The sequence below is a fragment of the Corynebacterium mastitidis DSM 44356 genome (assembly GCF_000375365.1).
In the GTDB taxonomy this organism is placed as follows: domain Bacteria; phylum Actinomycetota; class Actinomycetes; order Mycobacteriales; family Mycobacteriaceae; genus Corynebacterium; species Corynebacterium mastitidis.
Genome location: NZ_AQXB01000002.1, coordinates 252,446 through 270,624 on the forward strand (window position 1 = coordinate 252,446; position 18,179 = coordinate 270,624).

Here is an 18,179-nt window from a genome sequence, read left to right on the forward strand (position 1 = left end):
GCCCTAGAACTCTAGAGTATGGGCGAGGCGGCGCGGCGGCCGCCTCGAAAATGCTTTCTAGTGCTCCGCGTGTTCCGCGTGCTCCGCCGGGGCGTGCTTGCCGTAGCGGTCAAAGTCGCGGGTCACCGTGCCGGAGTCCAGGTTGGGGGCGGAGATCGTGGCCGTCACGGGGATGGTGCCCGCGTCGAAGAGGAACTCCACCTCGGCGTTGCCGCCGGGGGCGAAGTTGCTGTTCTCCACGGAGGTGACGGTGTAGTCGATGCAGCCGGCGTCCTTGTCGGTGTTCAGGTCGGCGATGCCCGCCGCGGAGTCCGCCACCAGGCTGCACCCGGGCTTGATCTCCGTGGTCTGCTCCACGCGCACCGGCTTGCCGTTCACGCTCACGGACTGTAAGCGGTGCGGGGTGGGGGTGGTGTCCTGGTTGATGGCCGTGAACTTCAGCGCGGCCTCGCCGGAGTCCTCCACGATGACGGTGACGTCGCGCAGCGCCACGGTGTCGTCCTCGCTGTGGGCGGAGGCGCCATCAACGGCGGCCACCTGGCTGGAGGTCTGGGTGACCTGGCCTGCGGAGCAGGAGGCCAGCGCCAGCGCGGAGAGGGCCACGGCGGAGATAACGCCGCCGCGCCGAGCGGCGGACTTCAGGGACTTCACGGGATTGTCCTCCATGCGATCTTGCGGAAAAACACACTTAATACTGACCACCCTAGCCGTTTTCACAGGGGCGTCCTAGTTGGGTGATGTAGCCAGGGGTATCCATAATGCGGAGGATGGCGGCGGCGAATGCGTGATACCATGGTGACTCTGCTATGCCCCGCTGGCGCCGCTCGTGCGCGGGCGCCCGCGCGGGGCCGTTAGCCGCTCGCGTTTACCTGAAGATACCTCAAGGAGTGGGGAATGGATTTCAAGGTCGGGGACGTCGTTGTCTACCCGCACCACGGTGCCGCCGTCATCGAGAACATGGAGCAGCGCGAGATCGGTGGGGAGACGCTGGAATACCTCGTCTTGAAGATCAACCAGTCCGACCTCGTGGTGCGCGTTCCGGTGAAGAACGCGGAGCTGGTGGGCGTGCGCGACGTCGTGGGGGACGAGGGGCTGCGCACCGTTTTTGGGATGCTGCGCGAGACGGACGTGGAGGAGGCCGGAAACTGGTCCCGCCGTTACAAGGCCAACCAGGAGCGCCTGGCCTCGGGCGACGTCAATAAGGTGGCCGAGGTGGTGCGCGACCTGTGGCGCCGCGATCAGGATCGCGGCCTGTCCGCGGGCGAGAAGCGGATGCTGGCCAAGGCCCGGCAGATCCTGGTGGGGGAGATCGCCCTGGCGGACACCGAGGATAAGGAGAAGGCGGACGCCTTCCTCACGGAGGTGGACGAGGCCATCAAGCGCCACAAGGAGGCCGCGGGCATCTCCACCACCGACGCCGAGGTGAAGTCCGAGGACATCGACGTCAACCTGGACGACCTCAACTTTGACGATGAGGACGAGGACTAGCTCGCCCCGGGGGGAGCGCCGGGTCACCGCCCTGATCGCGGCGGCTGGGAAGGGGTCGAGGCTGGGCGCCTCGGTGCCCAAGGCCTTTGTGACGCTGCGGGAGCGCTCCCTGGTGGAGCGCTCCGTCGTGACGATGATGACCTCGGGGGTGGTGGACGAGATCGTCGTGCTGATAAGCCCGGACATGGAGGACTACACCGCGCGGCTGCTGCGGCGGCGCGGCCTGCTGGACGGCGAGGTGCCCGTGCGGCTGGTGCACGGCGGCGGGGAGCGCGCCGATTCCGTGTGGCAGGGCCTGCGCGCCATCGAGGCGGAGGAGGGCGTGGTGCTCATCCACGATTCCGCCCGGGCGCTCACCCCTCCCGGCCTGGTGGCGCGCGTGGCGCGGGCCGTGCTGGCGGGGCACCCCGGGGTGATTCCCGTGCTGCCGGTGGCGGACACGATCAAGCGGATCGACGCCCCCGGGGGCACGGCGGTGGTGGACACCCCCGCGCGGGACCTGCTGCGCGCGGTGCAAACGCCGCAGGGTTTTGACCTCGCGGCGCTGCGGGAGGCCAATCGCGCCTACTTTGCGCAGGAGGAGCGCTCCTTCGTGGCCACGGATGACGCCTCCCTCATGGAGTGGCACGGGCAGCCGGTGGTGTGCGTGCCGGGCGACCCGATGGCGCTGAAGATCACCACGCCCATCGACATGATGCTGGCCCGCACCATCGTGGACGAGGCCGAACCCACGGTCTTTGAGGTGCCCGGGTGCGGGGCGAGGGAAGGAGAAGAGCGATGATACCCAGGGTTGGGATCGGTACGGATGCCCACCAGATCGAGCCGGGCAAGCCCTGCTACATCGCCGGGCTGCTGTTCCCCGAGGCCGATGGCTGCGAGGGGCACTCCGACGGCGACGTGGTGAGCCACGCCCTGGTGGACGCCCTGCTCTCCGCCGCTGGGCTGGGGGACATCGGCACCCTGGTGGGGGTGGGCCGGCCGGAGTACGCGGGGGCCTCCGGTGAGTGCCTGCTGCGGGAGGCCGCGGCCGCGCTCGCGGACGCGGGTTATGCGGTGGGCAACGCGGCGGTGCAGATGATCGGGCAGAGCCCGAAGATGGGGCCGCGCCGCGAGGAGGCGCAGCGGGTGCTCTCCGAGGCGGTGGGCGCCCCGGTGTCCGTCTCGGCTACCACCACCGATCACATGGGCTTTACCGGGCGGGGCGAGGGGCGCGCGGCGGTGGCCACGGCGGTGGTGTGGCTGCGCGAGGCCTAGCTGCGGCGCGGGCGCCGGACCCCGGGGTGAGGGGAGGGTGTGCGGCGCGGGCGGGTAAGGCGTTTAGCTGCCTAAATAGTTAATGTTTTGTCTAGCAGAAAAACATAATTGGGAGACATTGCGCCGGGCCGCAAAAGTGTGCTTTTGGGGCCTGTGGGTCGCCGCGCGACCCCGTTTTTTGGAGGCATGACTTTGCCGGGTGGGTGCGGTGTGCAGGGATTTTGCTCCCGAGCCGGGGAGGGGAACCCGCCCGCGCGGCGGTCCGGGGCGGGCCCGTGCGGCGCGTGATAACGTCTCTGACGTGCGGTTATGCACTGCTGTATCTTGTGGAGAGATTTACCTGTATGCAGTAATTCCCCTCGGGCATTGCTCCGAAATCAGGGGGGGGGGGGGGATTCTTGGCAAAGGTGGTGCTAATTAGTTTCTTGCGTTATGCTTAACGTATAGCGTCAGACATCTGATTAGGTGGATGCTGCGGCTCGCCACCCATGAGCCCGGCACCGTAAGTAAGTGAAAGAGTGTTGAGCATATGCCCCTGACCCTGCATGCCAGGACCCCTTCCGCCGCGCTGACGGCGATGGAGGGGATCAAGGAATATATTCGTTCCAATCAGCTCGCGCCCGGTGACATGCTGCCCTCCGAGGCAACGTTGTGTGAGCAGCTCGGCTACTCTCGCTCTTCCGTCCGTGAGGCCATGCGCATCCTCTCCACGCTGGACATCGTGGAGGTGCGCCACGGATACGGCACCTACGTCTCCCAAATGTCGCTGGAGCCGCTGGTGAATGGGCTGATCTTCCGCACCGTGCTGGAGGCCGAGCGCTCGTTCGACGGGCTGATCGCGCTGGTGGACGCCCGGGAGGCGCTGGACATCTCCCTGGGCCACCAGCTCATCGACGCCCTGGATGAGGACACCGAGGAAAAGCTGCGCGACCTCGCGGAGAAGATGCGTGCCCAGCGCGAGCAGGGCGAGCCCTTTTCCGAGCAGGACCAGGAGTTCCACAACGAGCTGATGTCCAAGGTCTCCAACCCGCTGATCCAAGAGCTGACCGAGGCGTTCCGCCGCGTGCACACGGCGGTGGCCCCCGACCTGGGGCTCAACGCCACCGAGCACGTCCACCACACCGTCGAGTCCCACCTGCAGATCCTCGACGCCCTGCACGCCGGGGACGTGATGGCCTACGAGGAGGCGGTGCGCCGCCACTATCAGCCGCTGCGCCTGACGATCCTCGAGCAGGCCAAGGCGCGCGGCTTTTCTGCATGACGATCCCGCGCAGGGGGAAGAACGCGCGGTATCCCACACCCGGTCGGGTGCGCTAAGGTGCCACCATGACCCCCCGAAACGAGCGAGTCGGCCGCGTTGTCACCCCCCGGCGGGAATACCCGCACGCCCGGCTGCGATGGGAGGGCGGGCGGATCGCGGGCGTCGAGGAGCTGCCAGGCCCGGCCCCGGAGGGCTCGCCCACGCTGGTCCCCGGCTTCGTGGACCTGCACAACCACGGCGGCGCGTGCGGGGCCTTTCCCACCGGTGGTGCGCAGGAGTGCCTGCGGGCGGTGCGCTTTCACCGCTCCCGGGGCACCACCACCCTGCTCGCCAGCCTGGTCTCCGGCACGGAGGAGGAGCTGCGCCGCCAGGTGCGCCTGCTCCGTGGGCTGGCGGAGGCCGGGGAGATCCACGGCATCCACTTAGAGGGGCCCTTTATCAACTCCGCGCGGTGCGGGGCGCAGGCCCCCACTCGGATTCAGCCCGGTGACCCGGCGATGCTGCGCCGCCTCATCGCGGAGTCGGGGGGCACCATCCGCCAGGTCACCTTCGCTCCCGAGACGCCGCGCGCCCGCGAGCTGGTGGAGGCGTGCGCGGAGCACGGGGTGATCGCCTCGCTGGGGCACACGGACGCGGACTACCGCACCACCAGGGAGATCCTGGACTACGCCATAGGCCTGGGCGTGACGGTGACCGCCACGCACCTGTTCAACGCCATGCCGCCGCTGCACCACCGCGACCCGGGGGCCGCCGCCGCGCTGCTGGAGGCCGCCGCGCGCGGGGCCGCCTGGGTGGAGCTGATCGCGGACGGGGTGCACCTGGCGGACGCCACGGTGGACACGGTCGCGGCCGCGGCACCCGAGCGCGCCGTGGCGGTCACCGACGCGATGGAGGCCGCCGGAATGCCGGACGGGGCCTACCGCCTGGGGCCGCTGCGAGTGAGGGTGCGCGAGGGGGTGGCCCGCCTGGGCGCCGAGGGGCCAGAGGAGGGGGCCATCGCCGGGGGCACGAGCACGCTGCTGGATCAGTGGCGGCGGTACCGGGAGCGTCACGGCGCGGTGGCCGCCGTGCGGCTGACCTCCACCCACGCCGCCCGGGCGCTGGGCCTGGAGGGGGAGGCGGGCGACCTGCTTCCTGGTATGCCCGCCACCTTCGTGGCCATCGACGCCGCCGGGCGGGCCGCCGAGGTGTGGCGCGCGGGCGCGCGCGCCGAGGGCTAAACAGCGGTAAGAATAAAGGCAGACCACGCACCGAGGAAAGGGAGATCATGGAAATCCTCATCCGGGACACCCCGCAGGACGTGGCCCAGCAGGCGGCCACCATCATCAGCGGCTACGTGCGCGAGGGCGCCACCCTGGGGCTGTCCACGGGCTCCACGCCGCTGGCCACGTACCGGGAGCTGATCCGGCGCCACCGGGAGGAGGGGCTGAGCTTTGCCCAGACCCGGATGTTCCTCCTCGACGAGTACATCGGGCTGCCCTACGACCACCCGCAGAGCTACCACGCCACCATCCGCAGGGAGTTCACCGAGCACATCGACGTCCACGGGGACCACGTGCACGCCCCCGCGGGCATGGCGGAGGACCTCATCCAGGCCACGGCCGACTACGAGCGGGACATCGAGGCCGCCGGGGGCGTGGACCTCCAGCTCCTCGGCGTGGGCAGCAACGGGCACATCGGCTTCAACGAGCCCGGCAGCTCGCTGAACTCCCTGACGCGGATCAAGACGCTCCACCCGCAGACGGTGGCGGATAACTCCCGCTTCTTCGACTCCCCCGAGCAGGTGCCCCACCAGGTCATCACGCAGGGGCTCGGCACCATCCAGCGGGCGCGGCACCTGCTGCTCCTGGCCACCGGGCCGCGCAAGGCCGAGGCTGTGCACCGGCTGGTGGAGGGCGCGCTCACGGCCTCCTGCCCGGCGTCGATACTGCAGTGGCACCGGCACGCCACGGTGCTGGTGGATGCCGAGGCCGCCGCGCTGCTGGGCGACGCCGAGTACTACCGCTACGTGGAGGAGCACAAGCCCTCCTGGCAGCGCTATTAGCCCCGGCGACGGGCTACACTAAGGGGCGTGACTCTACGCCTCTATGACACCGGGACCCGCACGCTCCGAGACTTCACCCCGCTGAGGGAGGGCAAGGCCAGCGTGTACCTGTGTGGGGCCACCCCCCAGGCGCAGCCGCACATCGGGCACGTGCGCTCCGGGGTGGCCTTTGACGTCCTGCGGCGCTGGCTGGTGGCCCAGGGGTACGACGTGGCCTTTGTCCGCAACGTCACGGACATCGACGACAAGATCCTGGCCAAGGCCGAGGAGCACGGCCGCCCCTGGTGGGAGTGGGTGAGCACCCACGAGCGCGAGTTCACCTGGGCCTATAACACCCTGGGCGTGCTGCCGCCGTCCGTGGAGCCGCGCGCCACCGGGCACGTGACCCAGATGGTGGGCTACATGCAGAGGCTCATCGACGCCGGCTACGCCTACGCCGCCGAGGGCTCCGTGTACTTTGACGTGGCGGCCTGGTCCGCCGCCGAGGGGGCGGACTACGGGGCGCTCTCCGGCAACCGCGTGGAGGACATGGAGCAGGGGGAGACGGAAGGACGCGGCAAGCGCGGCCCCCGGGACTTTGCCCTGTGGAAGGCCGCCAAGCCCGGCGAGCCCTCCTGGCCCACCCCCTGGGGGGCGGGCCGCCCCGGTTGGCACCTGGAGTGCTCCGCGATGGCCACCTACTACCTGGGCGGGGAGTTTGACATCCACTGCGGCGGGCTGGACCTGCAGTTCCCCCACCACGAGAACGAGGCCGCGCAGTCCCACGCGGCGGGCGATCCCTTTGCCCGCTACTGGCTGCACAACCACTGGGTGACCATGTCCGGGGAGAAGATGTCCAAGTCCCTGGGCAACGTGCTCTCCGTGCCGCACATCCTCACCCAGGTGCGGCCGGTGGAGCTGCGCTACTACCTGGGCAGCGCCCACTACCGCAGCGTGCTGGAGTACTCCGAGGGGGCGCTCCAGGAGGCCGCCGCCGGGTACCGGCGCATTGAGGACTTCCTGCGCCGCCTGGGGGAGGTGGAGGTGGGCGAGCGCCCCGAGGCCTTCGACGCCGCCATGAACGACGACCTCTCCGTGCCGCGCGCTCTGGCCGAGATCCACACCGCCGTGCGCGCCGGGAACTCCGCGCTGGCGGCGGGCGAGGAGGAGCGCGCCCGGAGGATCGGCGCCCAGGTGCGCGCCATGACCGCCGTGCTGGGCATCGACCCGTGCGAGTGGGCGGAGGAATCGGACGCGGGTGCGTCCGCGCGCTCGGCGTTGGATATTCTTGTGCAGGCAGAACTGGCGCGGCGGGCCCAGGCCCGCGCGGAGAAGAACTGGGCCGTGGCCGACGAGGTGCGCGATCGCCTCGCCGCCGCCGGCATCGAGGTCACCGACACCCCGGAGGGGGCCCGGTGGGCGCTGCGCGAGTGATCGCGCCGCGCAACCACCCGGAGAGACCGCGCCCACAACAACACGGAGGAACACATGGCTGGAAACGATAAGCGGCGCGGCGCCCTGCGCAAGAGCAACAAGAAGGGGGCCACCAAGGGTTCCGGCGGGCAGCGCCGCCGCGGCCTGCGCGGCAAGGGGCCCACCCCGAAGGCCGAGGACCGCGTCTACCACGCCGCGCACCAGCGCAAGATCGAGCGCGAGCGCCGCAACTCCGGGCGGCACAATCGGGAGAAGAACACCGCCGAGCTGGTGGTGGGCCGCAACCCCGTGGTGGAGTGCCTGCGCGCCAAGGTGCCCGCCACGCAGCTCGTGGTGGCACTGGGCACCGGGCACGACGACCGCCTCTCCGAGGCCGTGACCATCGCCAACGCGCGCGGCATCTCCGTGGTGGAGGTGCCCCGCCAGGAGCTGGACACGCTCACCGGCAACACCCTGCACCAGGGCATCGGGCTGCACATCCCGCCGTATGACTACGCGGAGGTCCACGACCTCATCGCCGGGATCAAGGAGTCCGGCGAGCCCGGCATGGTGGTGATCCTGGATAACATCACCGACCCCCGCAACCTCGGCGCGGTGATCCGCTCCACGGCGGCCTTCGGCGGCCACGGGGTGATCATCCCGGAGCGCCGCTCCGCCTCGGTGACGGCGGTGACCTGGCGGACCTCCGCGGGCACGGCGGCCCGCCTGCCGGTGGCCCGCGCCACCAACCTCAACCGCACGATCGAGGAGTTCAAGCGCTCCGGATACCAGGTGGTGGGGCTGGAGGCCGGGGGCCAGCACACCCTGGACACCTACGACGGCGGCACGGAGCCCGTGGTCATCGTGATCGGCTCGGAGGGCAAGGGGCTCTCCCGCCTGGTTCGGGAGAACTGCGACGTGCTCATGTCCATCCCCATGGAATCCTGGGTGGAGTCGCTCAACGCCTCCGTGGCGGCCGGGGCGGTGCTCTCCGAGTTCGCCCGGCAGCGCCGGGTGGCGGGATAATTATTGTGTGATTCTCCGGCCCTAAGGGGGTAGGCCGGGCTATGCTTTGATGTTGCCGGGGGCGGGGGTTGTTGTCCTTTTCCCTGGTTCCTCCTGGTGGTGCGTGTCTCCACCGCCTGGCGGGGGTGCGCATCGCCGTGCCTTCGACCTTGCTGGGAGGAGGTGAGATGAATGGCCCGCCATCGCCGTGTGCACGGGGATAAAGGAAACCGCCGCGGGAGTAGCAGCTCCGTGCGGCGGTTCCTGGGGCGGCTGGCAGAGAACGTCATCGCGCGATTTATCGCAGACGCGATGACCAACCTGCTCAGCTAGTCTCACAAAGACCCTCACGTGCTTTTACCGGTATGTGGGGGTCTCCGCATGTGACAGTCCTGGGGTGGCTGCCACCACCCACACTAGCACGCCGCCCGCCATGTATGTGGACCCTTGGAGTCATAGAGGGGTTTGGACTCTCTCAATGTCTCCCTCGTTGCCTCCCTCGATCCCAAAGAACCGCGCGGTCACCTCGGCCCCCACCACGGCGTCCGTGCCCGGGCCCAGCGCCTCGGGGAACTTCCTCCGCGAGGGCACCACGTGGCCCACCCCGTGCAGCGTCCAGAGCTGCACGGGCGGGTGGTCCCCGTCGTCCCAGGTGTCCACGTCCACGCCGGGGAGGGGATGGGCGGTGTGCGGCATGGCGGTGCAGCCGTTGAGCCCGGCCCAGTAGGCCGCCCCGGCGAAGGCGGGCATCATCTCCCCGCGCGCGGCGCCGTGCAGCTCCACGGTCCCGCCCTCGTAGGGGGTGATGGGGTCCGCCGTGCCGTGCATGAAGAGCACGGGGGTGGGCCGGTAGGCGGTGGTGGGCACCAGGAGGTTGCCGGGCGCGGGAGGGGCGGCGGCGAAGATCGCGGCGGCGTGGAGCAGGCCCGGGGCCTCCAGCAGCAGGCGCATGACCATGTGCCCGCCGTTGGAGTAGCCGCAGGCGAAGGTCCGGGCGGGGGCGAACTCCCGGACGAGGGCGCTCAGGAAGGCCACGTCGTCCACCTCCTCCCGGCGGCACTGCTCGTTAAGGGCGCGGCGGGCGTCGTTAAAGTGGTGCCCCACCCCGTCCGGGTACACCAGGATGGCCCCGGTGCGCTCGGCCAGGGCGTCGAAGGTGTGATCCGTGAAGTAGGGGGAAACGCGCCCCGATTGCCGCGATCCGTGCAGGTAGAGGAGGAGATCAGGCCGCTGCGGGAGGCGGCTTGGCAGGACCACGTGGTAGCGGCGGCGTCGGCCCTGAACGTCGAGGGTGCGGGTTTCCATGAGAGCAGATCTTAGGCGGTGGACAGGGGTGTTTCTAGCGGAGCGAGTCCGGGCGCACGGCCCGCCCGCGCCACCAGCCGACGCCCCGGCATACTAGGTAGAGCGCGAAGCTGAGGGATGTGACGAACACCGAGACGGGCAGGCCCGGGGCGAGCGAGAGCACGAAGCCGCCCACGGCGGCGATCTCCGCGAAGAGAACGGAGAGCGCCACGGCGCGCAGCGGCGAGGAGGTCACCTGGACGGCGGAGGCGCCGGGGGTAATCAGCAGCGCCATGACCAGGAGCGCGCCCACGATCTGCACGGACTGCGCGGCGGCGAGCCCCACCAGCACCGCGAATCCCATGGAGACGAGGCGCACCGGCACCCCGGAGGCGGCGGCCATGAGGGGGTCGGCGCTGGCAAAGAGCAGGGGCCGCCACCACAGGGCCACCGCGCCCAGCACCACGGCGGTGATCCCCGCCAGCCACCACAGCGAGGCGGAGGACACCCCCACGATCTGCCCGGTGAGCAGGGCCAGGGCGGTGGAGGAATTACCGGGGTAGAGGTGGATGAACAGCACGGACAGGCCCAGGCCGAAGCTCATGACCACGCCGATGGCGCTGTCCTGCTGGCCCCGGAACCCCAGGACGGCCAGCACCACCGCCGCCGCGATGGAGCCCACCACGGCGCCCAGGCCGATGTTGATCCCGGCCAGCAGCGCGGCGGAGGCCCCCATGAGGGCGAGCTCGCTGGTGGCGTGCACGGAGAAGGACATCCGGCGCATCACGATGAGCGGGGCGATCACCCCGGAGAGCAGGCCCAGCAGCGCGGCGGCGAGCAGGGCCTGCTGCACGAAGTCCACGCCGAGCAGGTAGAGGGTATCGTCCACGAACACGCTAGACCACCACCAGGCGGCCGTTGACGCGGGCCACGTCCACCCGCGCGCCGTAGAGGGCGCTCAGGGCGTCCGAGCGCATGACCTCGTCCACGGTCCCCACCAGGTGCCCGTGGGGGGCCAGGTAGAGCACGCGGTCCGTGACGCCGAGCACCGGGTTGATGCCGTGGGTGATGAACACGATGGCGGCCTCGTTCTCGCGCCGGTAGGCGTCCAGGCGCGCCACGGTGGCGGCCTGGGCGGCGGGGTCGAGGCTGAGCAGGGGTTCGTCGGCAAGCACCAGCCGGGGCCGGCCGGCCAGGGCCTGGGCCTGGCGCACGAGCTGCTGCTGCCCCCCGGAGAGCCTCCCCGCCGGGTGATCCGCCAGGCCGGAGGCCCCCACGGCGGCCAGGGCGGCGTCCACCCGGGCGCGCGAGGGGGCGCGGCGGCGCGCGGAGCCGTGGGCCAGGGCGAGGGAGACGAGGTCGCGCACGCGCAGCGGAAGATCGGCGGGGAACATCCGCTGCTGCGGTATGTAGCCGGGGCGCCCCAGGTCCGGGTGCCTCCTGATCTCCCCCGCGCTGAGCGCCCGGGTGCCCATGATGGCGGCCAGCAGCGTGGACTTGCCCACGCCGTTGGGGCCGAGCACGGTGAGGAACTCGCCGGGGCGCACCCCGAGGTCGAGGCCGCTCCACAGCGGGGCCACGGCGGCGCGGGAGAGGGTAAGGAGGTCAGACAACGAGCATCACCGGGATAATCACGATCTTGTAGACGAGGGCTATGGCAAAGGTAGCAGTGTAGCCGGACATAATGCGGGTGTCCGAGGCGTTCTGTAGAGCGTACTGCAACACCGCGGGCTGCCCGAGCAATCCGGACATCGCCCCGTTGGAGCGGGTGGAGGACTGGCCCATGCCCCAGGCCATGAGCAGGAAGCTACCCGCGCCGATCAGGCACACGGCGGCCGCCAGGGCGATGGAGCGCAGGCCGTCCATGCTAAAGGCGGTCTCCGCGAAGGCGGGCCCGGAGGCGGTGCCCACCGCCGCGAGGAAGAGCATGAGGCCGAACTGGCGCAGCGTGTAGTTGGCGGTGCGCGGCAGCTTCCAGGCGGTGCGGCCGGTGCGCCCCAGCGAGCCCAGGATGATCCCGGCGAGCAGGGGCCCGGCGGCGGCGCCGAGGGCGAAGGAGGAGCCGCCGGGCAGCGGCACCTCGATCAGGGCGAGGAGGAAGCCCACCACCAGGCCGCCGGCGGCGGCGATCCAGTCCAGCTCGGAGAAGTCCTGGATGGAATCGCCCAGGTAGTTGCGCACGTCCTCCACTCGGGAGGTGGGCATGACCATCTCCACGATGTCCCCGGCCTCGAGTGAGGTCTCGTCGGTGGGCAGGATCGTCTCATCGCCCCGGCGGATGCGCACCACCTGGGCCCGGTGCTTGTCGTAGAGCGGCAGGTTGGCGATGGTGTTACCGGCGATGTCCTTGTTGGACACCCGGTAGTGCTGCACGGTGAGGTTGCCACCCTGCTGGGCGGACACGGGCCCCAGCCGACGCCCGAGGGCGCGGATGAGGTGCGGCAGCGCGGCCTTGGTGGTGAGCATGACCGCCGTATCGCCGCGCCGGATGGCGGTGGGGTCCGTGGCCACCCGGGTGCGGCCCTCGCGCCGGACGGTGCACAGGCGGAACTGATCGGCCCACTGCTCGTCCAGGGAGCCCCAGTCCGGCTCCTTGGTCACGGAGATGCGTACCAGGCGCAGGATCTTCTCGTCCGGGTTCTCCTGGTCGCGGGAGGCGCGCCAGTTGCTGCCGATGGTGAAGGCCACCAGCAGGATGGCCAGGATCACCCCGGTGGGGTAGCCCAGGGAGTAGCCCACCGCTGGGCTGTCCGAGCCCGTCTGCTCCTGGGCGAGGGAGAGCGAGGGGGTGGAGGTCAGCGCGCCGGAGAACACGCCGAGCGCGACCTCGCGGGCGATGCCGAGCAGCCCCGCGCCCACCACGGCGGTGACGGCGGCCAGCGTGACCGCCAGCAGGGCCGCCACCATCAGCCCCAACTGCTCCCTGACGTCGCGGAAGAATGTCTCGCCCGCCTCCAGGCCGAGCATGTACACGAAGAGCCCCAGCCCCAGCTCCTGGAAGATCGAGAGGGCCTCCGGGGGGAGGTTCACGAAGGGGCCCACGGCCAGCCCCACGAAGAGCGTCCCGGCCGTGCCGAAGCGCAGCGGGCCGAAGGGAATGGCGCCGAAGGCGGTGCCCGCGGTAATAACAAGAAATACGGTAAGGAGCACGTGTCCGTCCAAGAAACTTAGCACGGCTTAATACTAAATCAGCTCGAAATTGTGGATGACCCGGGTGAGGTATTCGATCACATCCTGCCCCTCAGCGGGGGTTTCGCCCACCTCCACCACCGTTATGCCGTTATCCCGGGCGGCCCGTTCCAGGCGCCTGGTGGTGTCCGTGGCGGTTTGTGGGTTATAGATTAAAACGTCAATTCCTCCGGAATTAATAAGATCAAGAAATGCGGCGAGGTCGGCCGCCGAGGGCTCCCCTTCGGAGAGGGTCGCGCGCCGATACCCCTCGGGGGTGACCTCGCTCAGCGAGGAATCCTCCACGAGGTAGTCCGCCACCGGCTCGGTCTGGGCCACGCGGGCCGGGGGGAGTGCCCCGAGCCGCTCCTTGAGGGCCGCCAGCTCGCCGCGCACCGCCGCCGCGCTGGCCCCCGGCACCCGCTCCTCGATCTCCCCGGCCACCGCGGCCAGGGCGTCCACGTCGAACCAGACGTGCTCGTTGAGGGGGGCGTCCGCGCCGTGGTCATGCTCGTGGCCGTGCTCGTGATCGTGGGAGTGTGCTGTGAGGGGGAGGGCGTGGACGATCTGGGAATCCTCCAGCCCCTCGTAGAGCCAGGCGTCGTAGCCGCCCCCGCCGACCACCACGAAGGACGCGCGGTGGGCTCGCGCCATGTCCGCCGCGCTCGGGCTGAAGTGGTGCGGGTCCGTGACGTCGCCGGTGATGATCGAGGTGACCTCGGCGTCCGTGCCCTCGGTGACGTGCCGGGCGAGGTCGCCCCACACGGAGGTGGAGGCCACGATGGCGGTGCGGTCCCCGGGGTGAGGGGCGGCGGAGCAGGCGGCGAGGGGGGTGAGCGCCGCGACGGCGAGGGTGCCCAGGAGGGCGGGGCGGGGGCGAATCATGGTGTCCACCTAACTCTTATTGCGAATAGTTGTCAATATGGGAACGTGGTGGGAATCCGTGGGGTGGGATACGGGCCACCCGATCCGTGCTAACCTGCGCTTATGCCCCGTCGGACCGCCCACAAGGCCACCCTGGCCTCCCTCGCCGCCGAGCTGGGCGTCTCCCGCACCACGGTGTCCAACGCCTATAACCACCCCGAGCAGCTCTCCCCCGCGCTGCGCGCCCGCATCCTCGCGGCGGCGCGGGCGCGGGGCTACACCGGCCCCGACCCCACCGCCCGCAGCCTGCGCAGCGGCCGCGCCGGGGCCATCGGGGTGGTGCTCACCGAGGACCTCACCTACGCCTTCGACGATCAGCCCTCCGTGGACTTCCTCGCCGGGGTGGCGGAGGCCTGCGCGGACTCGGAGGTCTCGCTGACCCTCATCCCGGTGGGGGCCCACGAGCACCGCCGCACCAGCCTGGTGGCGGGCGCCTCCGTGGACGGCTTCGTGGTGTATTCCGTGGCGGAGGACGATCCGGACCTGCGCGCCGTGCTGGCGCGTAGGCTGCCCACCGTGATCTGCGGCCAGCCCACCACCATCGAGGGCGTGCCCTTCGTGGGCATCGACGACCGCCGGGCCATCGAGCCCGCCGCCCGCGCCCTCGTGGAGGCGGGCCACCGGCGCATCGGAATCCTCGCCATTCGCCTGCACCGGGACCCGGTGGACGGCTTCATCGACCACCGCGACCTGCCCCGCGCCGGGCTGCACATCCAGCGCGATCGCGTGTGCGGGGCGCTGGAGGTGTTCGCGGAGGCGGGCATCGACCCCGCCGGGGTGCCGGTGGTGACCAGGCACATTAACGACGCCCCCCGCGCCCGCTCCGCCGCCGAGCAGCTCCTGGGCGCGCACCCGGACCTCACCGCCGTGCTGTGTACCACGGACTCGATGGCCGGCGGGGTGCTGGCCTACGCCCGGGAGCGCGGCCTCAGCGTGCCGGGGGATCTCTCCGTCACCGGCTTTGACGGCGTGCCCGCCGCCCTGCGCGCGGGCCTGACCACCGTGATCCAGCCCAACCGGATGAAGGGCGTGGCCGCCGGAACCACGCTGCTCGAAAGCGTGCGCCAGGGCGGGGAGGAGGCCCGGCGGACCATCCTGGGCACCGAGTTCTTCCCCGGGGCCACGGTGGCCCCGCCCCGGGTGGCCCGCTAGGCCTGCCCGCCCAGGTAGGTGCGCGCGCCCCACTGCGCGGCCAGGTCGCGGGCGCGCGCCTCGATCTCGGGCACCAGGTCGCGGGCGATCACGCGGGCCACCGCGCTCTCCGCGCCCGCCACGTCCAGCGCGGCGGCGGTGGCGCGGGTGAACTCCGCCCACGCGGCCGCCGGGCGCGGGGCCTGGGCGATGAGGGAGGAAAGGGTGCGGTGCGCGCGGGCGTCCCACTGCTCGGGTGCGGCCTGCGCGAGCACGGCGGCCATGTTCGCGCAGGCCAGCGCGAGGCGATCCGCAACGCACAGCGCGGCGGGGTTGAGGCGCTCGGCGCGGGCGCGCGCCAGGGCGTCGAGAAGCTCCCCGACCTCGTGGATGCTCTCCACGCGGGTGGTGGCGGCGGTCTCGCCCCGGCCCACCTTGACGGAGAGGTCCGTGGGGGCCATGACCTTGAAGGCGTGCTCGTCGGTGGTGTCGTCGCCCGCAAAGACGGTGACGTCCGGGCGCCAGCGCTCCTGCTCCTCGCTCATCCAGGTGCCCTTGGTGGCAGTGGAGACGGAGAACTCCACCACCCGCTTGCCCCAGGTGACGTGGGTACCCCGGGGGTCGAGCGCCTCCACCTCCGCGAGCAGGCGGCGCATGACCGCCTCGTCGCGCACCCGGATGTAGTGGAACACCCGCTGGTAGGGCTTGTATTCCACGAAGGCCCCCTCCACGCCCTCGCACAGGGCCTCGAGTTCCTCGGCCAGGGCGTTCAGCGCGGCGCGCTGCTCGGGGTCGAGCTGTGCCGCGTGGCCCTCCGGCTCCGCGCCGTGGGAACCCACCCGCGCGATCGGGGGCTGGGTGGGGCACACCACGTCCAACTGGGCGAGGTTGCGCCCGCTGAGGATGACCACCCGGGTATCGGGCATGCCCGCCAGCGCGGAGAGCGCGGCGATGGAGGCGGACTCCACGGGGACGTTCATGGGGTCCTCGCTGATCCCGGCGAGGGTGCCGTCGAAGTCGCTGACCACCAGCAGGCGGGGGGCGAGGGCGGCGGGGGAGACGGTGTTGAGGAGAGACATGGCCCCCACGGTACCGGAGGGGGTGGGGCAGCCCGAGGCCCGACGCTGCGGGGGCAGACGCCACGAGGCCCGACGCGCGCGGCGGCGAGCCGGGCCCTTTTTACGAGGCGTTGGTGGTCAGCCGGATCGCCGGGGCGTCCACCGCCTCCGAGCGCTGGGTGAGCACCAGCTCCGCCTCCGAGGGGCGGGAGAGGGCGTACTCGCCGCTCAGCAGCTCCCGCAGGGTGGCGTCCACGTGGGCCGCGCCGCCCACGCAGGGAGTCCCGGAGGCGTCCCCTGTGTTCTCTGCGCTCTCGATGTCCACGCGGTCGAAGGTCAGCGCGTCCGCGTCCTGCGCGGCGGCGGGGGAGCCCCCCGCGCTAAAGCGCACGATGCCCTGGATGCGGGAGCAGCCCGTGGAGCCGGTCACCGTCCCCTCACCGAAGGAGAGGGCGGCCCGGCCCGCCGCGTCGGCGGGCAGATCGCCGCTCTCGCCGGGATCGGTGTACAGGCCCGTGACCTGCCACGTGGGCCCCACCACCGCGCTGTGTCCGGGGGAGCAGGCGGCGAGCGCAACCGCAGCGGCCCCGCCGCCGATCAGCGCGGTGGCGCGTGCACACCGGGCGCGCCTCATCGCTCCTCCGGCGCGGGGGCGTCGGGCTGGGCGGGAGCGGTCCGCGCGGCGTCCCTGGCTTGAGCCAGGCTGCTGAGGAAGGAGCGGGCCCACAGGTTGACGTCGTGGCTGTGCACCTGGCGGTGCATGGCCGTCATGCGCGCGCGGGTCTCCTCCGGGTTGGCGCGCAGGTCGGTTGCGGCGCGGTGGATGCTGCGCTTGATGGCCTCCAGGTCAAAGGGGTTGCACAGGTAGGCCTGGGGGAACTCCTCGGCCGCGCCCGCGAACTCGCTGAGCACCAGCGCCCCGCTGCCGTCCGGGTGGGCGGCGGCGTACTCCTTGGCCACCAGGTTCATGCCGTCCTTGAAGGGGGTGACCAGCATGATGTCCGCCGCCGCGTAGTACGTGGCCAGCGTGGACTTGGGCACAGAGCGGTGCAGGTACTCCACCGCCGGGCGGCCCGGCGTGCCGTATTGGCCGTTGATGCGCCCCACGGCCTCCTCCACGCGGGAGCGGGTGCGCCGGTAGTGCTCGATCCGCTCGCGCGAGGGCGTGGCGATCTGGAGGAACACCGTCTTGGGGGGCAGCGCCCCGGCGGCCAGCAGCTCCTCGTAGGCGCGCAGGCGCTGCAGGATGCCCTTGGTGTAGTCCAGGCGATCCACGCCGAGCAGGATGAGGTCGGGATCGCCCAGGTCGCGGCGCAGCCCGGCCACCTTCTCCTCCTTGGGCAGCGGCACCGCCTCGACGTCGATGGAGATGGGGAAGGCGCCCACGCCCACCCGGCGGCCGTCGGGGGCCGTGACGTGCGCCGTCAGCGCGCGGGTGGAGACCTCCCCGGTGGTGCGCAGCGTGTCCGGCAGCCCCGTGTGGGAGCCCGCCGACCCGGAGACCTGCGCGGCCAGGGTGAGGAAGTTGCGCGCGTTATCCTCCAGGTGGAAGCCGATCACGTCCGCGCCGAGCAGGCCGCGCACCACCTCCTCGCGCCAGGGAAGCTGGCGGAACAGGTCCGGGCTGGGGAAGGGGATGTGCAGGAAGAAGCCGATGGTGAGGTCCGGGCGCATCTGGCGCAGGATGCCCGGCACGAGCTGAAGCTGATAGTCCTGCACCCACACCGTGGCGCCCTCGGCCGCCACGTGCGCCACGGCCTCCGCGAACTTCAGGTTCACCTCCCGGTAGGCCGCCCACCACTCGCGGTGAAACTCCGGGGTGACGATGAGATCGTGGTACAGCGGCCACAGCGTGGCGTTGGAAAAGCCCTCGTAGAAGTCCCGGTAATCCTCCGCCGAGAGCGTCACCGGGTAAAGCAGCACCCCGCCCTCGGTGCGGAACGGCTCCGGGGATTCGTCGATCACGCCGGGCCAGCCGACCCAGCACCCCTGCTGGCTCTCCAGGACCGGGGACAGCGCGGCCACCAGGCCGCCGGGGCTGGGCACCCACTGCGGGGAGCCGTCCTCGCCGCGCTGCATGTCCACCGGCAGGCGGTTGGCCACCACCACAAAGTTGTTCTTGCTTTCACCCATGCTTTTCAGGCTAGTCCCTTCGGGCCGCCCTTGCGCG

Annotated in this window: 18 protein-coding genes; 9 read left to right on the forward strand and 9 right to left on the reverse strand. The window is 71.1% G+C overall.

Going from position 1 to position 18,179, the window contains the following annotated elements; translation table 11 throughout:
- Positions 1-57 precede the first annotated feature (57 nt).
- The gene (locus tag B140_RS0103520; protein ID WP_018117974.1) at positions 58-666 is read right to left on the reverse strand and encodes a hypothetical protein; all 609 of its coding nucleotides are present in this window, start codon (positions 664-666) and stop codon (positions 58-60) included.
- A 228-nt stretch (positions 667-894) separates the two neighbouring features.
- Here B140_RS0103520 and B140_RS0103525 point away from each other — a divergent pair, with 228 nt between their 5' ends.
- From B140_RS0103525 to rlmB, 8 genes are all read left to right on the forward strand, one after another.
- Positions 895-1,488: a CarD family transcriptional regulator gene (locus B140_RS0103525; RefSeq protein WP_018117975.1), complete on the forward strand. Its 594-nt coding sequence runs from the start codon at positions 895-897 to the stop codon at positions 1,486-1,488.
- Positions 1,472-2,269 carry a 2-C-methyl-D-erythritol 4-phosphate cytidylyltransferase gene (gene ispD, locus B140_RS0103530; RefSeq protein WP_051069228.1) on the forward strand — a complete coding sequence of 266 codons (798 nt, stop codon included), beginning with the start codon at positions 1,472-1,474 and terminating at the stop codon, positions 2,267-2,269. The genes B140_RS0103525 and ispD overlap by 17 nt, the downstream gene beginning before the upstream one ends.
- Entirely contained in the window at positions 2,266-2,742 is a 477-nt protein-coding gene (gene ispF, locus B140_RS0103535) for a 2-C-methyl-D-erythritol 2,4-cyclodiphosphate synthase (RefSeq protein ID WP_018117977.1), read from the forward strand. Before ispD ends, ispF begins: the two co-directional genes overlap by 4 nt.
- Before the next feature lie 529 nt (positions 2,743-3,271).
- The gene (locus B140_RS11835; protein WP_051069229.1) at positions 3,272-4,003 is read left to right on the forward strand and encodes a FadR/GntR family transcriptional regulator; all 732 of its coding nucleotides are present in this window, start codon (positions 3,272-3,274) and stop codon (positions 4,001-4,003) included.
- A 65-nt stretch (positions 4,004-4,068) separates the two neighbouring features.
- Positions 4,069-5,223: an N-acetylglucosamine-6-phosphate deacetylase gene (locus tag B140_RS0103545; RefSeq protein WP_018117979.1), complete on the forward strand. Its 1,155-nt coding sequence runs from the start codon at positions 4,069-4,071 to the stop codon at positions 5,221-5,223.
- A 47-nt stretch (positions 5,224-5,270) separates the two neighbouring features.
- Positions 5,271-6,047 (forward strand): glucosamine-6-phosphate deaminase, encoded by a 777-nt coding sequence (gene nagB, locus B140_RS0103550; protein ID WP_018117980.1) that lies wholly within the window; start codon positions 5,271-5,273, stop codon positions 6,045-6,047.
- Positions 6,048-6,074: 27 nt separating this feature from the next.
- Positions 6,075-7,460 carry a cysteine--tRNA ligase gene (gene cysS / locus B140_RS0103555; protein ID WP_026165954.1) on the forward strand — a complete coding sequence of 462 codons (1,386 nt, stop codon included), beginning with the start codon at positions 6,075-6,077 and terminating at the stop codon, positions 7,458-7,460.
- A 54-nt stretch (positions 7,461-7,514) separates the two neighbouring features.
- Positions 7,515-8,465: a 23S rRNA (guanosine(2251)-2'-O)-methyltransferase RlmB gene (rlmB, locus tag B140_RS0103560; protein WP_018117982.1), complete on the forward strand. Its 951-nt coding sequence runs from the start codon at positions 7,515-7,517 to the stop codon at positions 8,463-8,465.
- A 432-nt stretch (positions 8,466-8,897) separates the two neighbouring features.
- Here the strand turns inward: rlmB and B140_RS11840 are convergent, their stop codons facing one another.
- From B140_RS11840 to B140_RS0103590, 5 genes are read right to left on the reverse strand one after another with little or no spacing between them, the layout of a single operon-like run.
- The gene (locus B140_RS11840; RefSeq protein WP_018117983.1) at positions 8,898-9,749 is read right to left on the reverse strand and encodes a CE1 family esterase; all 852 of its coding nucleotides are present in this window, start codon (positions 9,747-9,749) and stop codon (positions 8,898-8,900) included.
- Positions 9,750-9,783: 34 nt separating this feature from the next.
- Positions 9,784-10,623, reverse strand: a complete 840-nt coding sequence (locus tag B140_RS11845; RefSeq protein WP_018117984.1) for a metal ABC transporter permease — start codon at positions 10,621-10,623, stop codon at positions 9,784-9,786.
- Between the two features lies 1 nt (position 10,624).
- Positions 10,625-11,341 carry a metal ABC transporter ATP-binding protein gene (locus B140_RS0103580; RefSeq protein WP_018117985.1) on the reverse strand — a complete coding sequence of 239 codons (717 nt, stop codon included), beginning with the start codon at positions 11,339-11,341 and terminating at the stop codon, positions 10,625-10,627.
- On the reverse strand, positions 11,334-12,878 hold the full coding sequence (locus tag B140_RS0103585) for an aspartate-alanine antiporter-like transporter (protein WP_018117986.1): 1,545 nt from the start codon (positions 12,876-12,878) through the stop codon (positions 11,334-11,336). Before B140_RS0103585 ends, B140_RS0103580 begins: the two co-directional genes overlap by 8 nt.
- 33 nt (positions 12,879-12,911) lie before the next feature.
- Entirely contained in the window at positions 12,912-13,781 is an 870-nt protein-coding gene (locus B140_RS0103590; protein ID WP_040425978.1) for a metal ABC transporter solute-binding protein, Zn/Mn family, read from the reverse strand.
- Positions 13,782-13,883: 102 nt separating this feature from the next.
- On the opposite strand from B140_RS0103590, the gene B140_RS0103595 reads away from it, so the two are divergent.
- Entirely contained in the window at positions 13,884-14,972 is a 1,089-nt protein-coding gene (locus tag B140_RS0103595; protein ID WP_018117988.1) for a LacI family DNA-binding transcriptional regulator, read from the forward strand.
- On the opposite strand, the gene otsB is transcribed toward B140_RS0103595, so the two are convergent.
- From otsB to B140_RS0103610, 3 genes are all read right to left on the reverse strand, one after another.
- Positions 14,969-16,030 carry a trehalose-phosphatase gene (otsB, locus tag B140_RS11850; RefSeq protein WP_018117989.1) on the reverse strand — a complete coding sequence of 354 codons (1,062 nt, stop codon included), beginning with the start codon at positions 16,028-16,030 and terminating at the stop codon, positions 14,969-14,971. The two genes, B140_RS0103595 and otsB, sit on opposite strands and share 4 nt — an antisense overlap.
- A gap of 100 nt (positions 16,031-16,130) precedes the next feature.
- Positions 16,131-16,643, reverse strand: coding sequence for a hypothetical protein (locus B140_RS12925; protein WP_018117990.1), 513 nt, complete (start codon positions 16,641-16,643; stop codon positions 16,131-16,133).
- Complete coding sequence (locus B140_RS0103610) at positions 16,640-18,142, reverse strand: alpha,alpha-trehalose-phosphate synthase (UDP-forming) (RefSeq protein ID WP_018117991.1); 1,503 nt, start codon at positions 18,140-18,142, stop codon at positions 16,640-16,642. Before B140_RS0103610 ends, B140_RS12925 begins: the two co-directional genes overlap by 4 nt.
- Positions 18,143-18,179 lie beyond the last annotated feature (37 nt).

What these genes read in the sequence shown, in the direction of transcription:
- B140_RS0103520 (WP_018117974.1), bottom strand. Translation starts at nt 666, where the DNA reads ATGGAGGACAATCCCGTGAAGTCCCTGAAGTCCGCCGCTCGGCGCGGC.
- B140_RS0103525 (WP_018117975.1), top strand. Translation starts at nt 895, where the DNA reads ATGGATTTCAAGGTCGGGGACGTCGTTGTCTACCCGCACCACGGTGCC.
- ispD (WP_051069228.1), top strand. Translation starts at nt 1,472, where the DNA reads ATGAGGACGAGGACTAGCTCGCCCCGGGGGGAGCGCCGGGTCACCGCC.
- ispF (WP_018117977.1), top strand. Translation starts at nt 2,266, where the DNA reads ATGATACCCAGGGTTGGGATCGGTACGGATGCCCACCAGATCGAGCCG.
- B140_RS11835 (WP_051069229.1), top strand. Translation starts at nt 3,272, where the DNA reads ATGCCCCTGACCCTGCATGCCAGGACCCCTTCCGCCGCGCTGACGGCG.
- B140_RS0103545 (WP_018117979.1), top strand. Translation starts at nt 4,069, where the DNA reads ATGACCCCCCGAAACGAGCGAGTCGGCCGCGTTGTCACCCCCCGGCGG.
- nagB (WP_018117980.1), top strand. Translation starts at nt 5,271, where the DNA reads ATGGAAATCCTCATCCGGGACACCCCGCAGGACGTGGCCCAGCAGGCG.
- rlmB (WP_018117982.1), top strand. Translation starts at nt 7,515, where the DNA reads ATGGCTGGAAACGATAAGCGGCGCGGCGCCCTGCGCAAGAGCAACAAG.
- B140_RS11840 (WP_018117983.1), bottom strand. Translation starts at nt 9,749, where the DNA reads ATGGAAACCCGCACCCTCGACGTTCAGGGCCGACGCCGCCGCTACCAC.
- B140_RS0103590 (WP_040425978.1), bottom strand. Translation starts at nt 13,781, where the DNA reads ATGATTCGCCCCCGCCCCGCCCTCCTGGGCACCCTCGCCGTCGCGGCG.
- B140_RS0103595 (WP_018117988.1), top strand. Translation starts at nt 13,884, where the DNA reads ATGCCCCGTCGGACCGCCCACAAGGCCACCCTGGCCTCCCTCGCCGCC.
- otsB (WP_018117989.1), bottom strand. Translation starts at nt 16,030, where the DNA reads ATGTCTCTCCTCAACACCGTCTCCCCCGCCGCCCTCGCCCCCCGCCTG.
- B140_RS12925 (WP_018117990.1), bottom strand. Translation starts at nt 16,643, where the DNA reads ATGAGGCGCGCCCGGTGTGCACGCGCCACCGCGCTGATCGGCGGCGGG.
- B140_RS0103610 (WP_018117991.1), bottom strand. Translation starts at nt 18,142, where the DNA reads ATGGGTGAAAGCAAGAACAACTTTGTGGTGGTGGCCAACCGCCTGCCG.